Here is a 2,531-nt window from a genome sequence, read left to right as displayed (position 1 = left end):
TGAAGGGGTTGAAATCGTAGTTTTTAGTGATAATGCTAGAAATAAGAATATGCTTACGGAAAGCATGTTGGGAGATTTTGTAAGCGATTATCCTGGTGTTGATTTGAAGTTTAAGACTGCTGGCAGAAAGTATCACGATAGGTATGTGGTTATAGATTATGGAACGGATGATGAGGCTGTTTACGTTTGTGCGCGACGACCTACTTTTGCGCTTAAAGCGTAGCGCGCAAAGGTAATTCGGAGCGTCGAGCTTGCTCAAAGTTGAAAGCACGGTGTGCTTTCAATGCAAGCGAAGACGTGAGCGCGCTGTAACGCGCGAGCGACAGGATCTGCCTTTGCGCTTGTATCATGCGATGTTTGATGAGTTGTTAAAGAATCCTGAGTTAGAGTTTTAACATTTTATAATGTTCTAGTGTTTTGCGCTCGACTTGGAAGTAGACTTCCAACTTTTGTAAGTTTGCGCTCGACTTGGAAGTAGACTTCCAACTTTTGTAAGTTTGTACCCAACTTGGAAGTAGACTTCCAACTTTTGTTGCTGCACAAAGATAGTTGCAGCTTTCGTAATGGTGCGTGTCGCGAAGATGTGGCATAATAGGAAGGCTTGTGACTGGAGGAGGAATCCGCTAGCACAGCACAGCAATACAAGATGCGGGAGGAAGCTGCAAAACGGCTTTATAGCAACGTTTCGTAAGTGCTTTACTTCTGTAAGAAGCGACTATATTAGCGTTTGCAACAACCGTTTGAACCGCTTGTACAAGAAAGAAGAACCATATTATGGCTCCGAAAAAGAAAGTCTCCGCGCTTATTAAGCTCGAGATTCAGGCTGGTAAGGCAAATCCAGCTCCACCACTGGGTCCAGCATTAGGCTCCCACGGCGTGAACATCATGGACTTCTGCAAGGCGTATAACGACCAGACGAAGGACAAGATGGGTCAAATCGTCCCAGTTGAGATCACCGTTTACGAAGATCGTTCCTTCACCTTCATTTTGAAGACCCCACCAGCCGCTGCTTTGTTGCTTAAGGCTGCTGGAATCCAGAAGGGCACCGAGAATCCATTGACTCACAAGGTTGGTTCTGTGACCAAGGCTCAGGTGCGCGAAATCGCCGAAATTAAGATGCCTGACCTCTCCGCACGTGACGTCGAGGCCGGTATGAAGATCATCGCGGGTACTGCTCGCTCGATGGGTATTACCGTTACCGACTGAAAGGGAGTGTAGAAATGGCTAAGCGTTCTAAGAAGTATCGTGAAGCGGCTGAGAAGATCGACCGCAATAACCTGTACACCCCAGCTGAAGCTATCGCTTTGTTGCAGAGCATGCCAAAGCACGCTTTCGACGAGTCCGTTGAAGCTGTTATGCGCCTTAACGTGGATCCTCGCAAGGCTGATCAGTTGGTTCGTGGTGTTGTGAACTTGCCAAACGGCACCGGTAAAACCGCTAAGGTTTTGGTGTTCGCTCGTGGCCCAAAGGCTACTGAGGCTCAGGAAGCTGGCGCTGACATTGTTGGTGATGACGAGCTTATCGAAAAGGTTGCCGGTGGCTTCCTTGACTTCGATGCAGTCGTTGCAACCCCAGACATGATGGGTAAGGTTGGTCGCTTGGGTCGTGTGCTCGGTCCTCGTAGCTTGATGCCAAACCCAAAGACTGGCACCGTGACTATGGATGTAGCCAAGGCTGTTGCTGACATTAAGGGCGGTAAGATTGAGTTCCGCGTGGATCGCCAGGGCAACCTGTCCTTCCTCTTTGGCAAGCTCTCCTTCGATGCTAAGGCTCTTGAAGAGAACTTCAAGGCTGTTGCAGACGAAATCCGCCGCTTGAAGCCAAGCACCATCAAGGGTCGTTACATTACTAAGGTAACTGTGACCTCCACGATGGCTCCTGGTGTTCCAGTTGATATCGCCAGCATTGCTGCCTGATTTATTGCTTGCGTAGCTTATGCGAAAGCATGGCTGGTACGTAGTAAATTAAGTTTAAAACTTATAAACGCTGAAAATGTGCTCTTTTGAGTCATGTTTTCAGCGTTTTTTGTTACTTGTGTCACTGCGTTTCTGCGTTAGCAACGAGTAATTGCGATTTAGCGTTACTGGCGCAGTACGCAAACTGCGTTAGTAATGAATAGGTGACTGGAGAAGTTGAGGGCGCGTAGTCGTGCGCGGCGTGTCGTGGGGGAATGGCGATTTTGCAACGTTTTGTGGCGCGACGGCCTGCTTGAGTGTAGCATTGCGCGCACGAAAGCAACTCGGAGCGCCGAGCTTGCTCAAAGTTGAAAGTCCAGTGGACTTTCAACGCAAGCGAGGACTGCTTGAGTCAGTAAAGACGAAGGCAAGGTAGATTTGTGTGGTATTGCATTGGGAATTCGGTCGCGCTTACGCAAATGTAGTTTCGGCGTGTCGCACAAGAGTGGCTATATTGCAACGGTTTTGCGGCTGGTTGGGGGAGTATTCAAGAGTTTCCTGAGAGTTTTCTGGGAAAAATCTTTAAAAACCTTGAAATTGACATTTTTACGAAAAGTAATGTGTAATACTGTATTT

At 48.0% G+C, this 2,531-nt stretch carries 2 protein-coding genes and 1 pseudogene; all 3 read left to right on the top strand.

Translation table 11 applies throughout. The features are described from left to right. Nucleotides 1-223, top strand: a pseudogene (locus tag A5294_RS06860) (ORF6N domain-containing protein); the annotation flags it as partial. 551 nt (nucleotides 224-774) lie between these two features. Beyond that, on the top strand, nucleotides 775-1,206 hold the full coding sequence (gene rplK, locus A5294_RS06170; RefSeq protein WP_004118588.1) for a 50S ribosomal protein L11: 432 nt from the start codon (nucleotides 775-777) through the stop codon (nucleotides 1,204-1,206). A 14-nt stretch (nucleotides 1,207-1,220) separates the two neighbouring features. Further along, nucleotides 1,221-1,916, top strand: coding sequence for a 50S ribosomal protein L1 (gene rplA / locus A5294_RS06165; RefSeq protein ID WP_004106273.1), 696 nt, complete (start codon nucleotides 1,221-1,223; stop codon nucleotides 1,914-1,916). The last annotated feature ends 615 nt before the right edge of the window (nucleotides 1,917-2,531 follow it).

Origin of the sequence: Gardnerella sp. 30-4 (assembly GCF_001641215.1) — a bacterium.
Classification (GTDB): domain Bacteria; phylum Actinomycetota; class Actinomycetes; order Actinomycetales; family Bifidobacteriaceae; genus Bifidobacterium; species Bifidobacterium leopoldii.
The sequence above is the reverse complement of the archived record's forward strand: the minus strand, read 5'-3'. Positions and strand labels throughout refer to the sequence as shown.

Coding starts and splice junctions, on each gene's coding strand:
- rplA (WP_004106273.1), top strand. CDS start 1,221: ATGGCTAAGCGTTCTAAGAAGTATCGTGAAGCGGCTGAGAAGATCGAC.
- rplK (WP_004118588.1), top strand. CDS start 775: ATGGCTCCGAAAAAGAAAGTCTCCGCGCTTATTAAGCTCGAGATTCAG.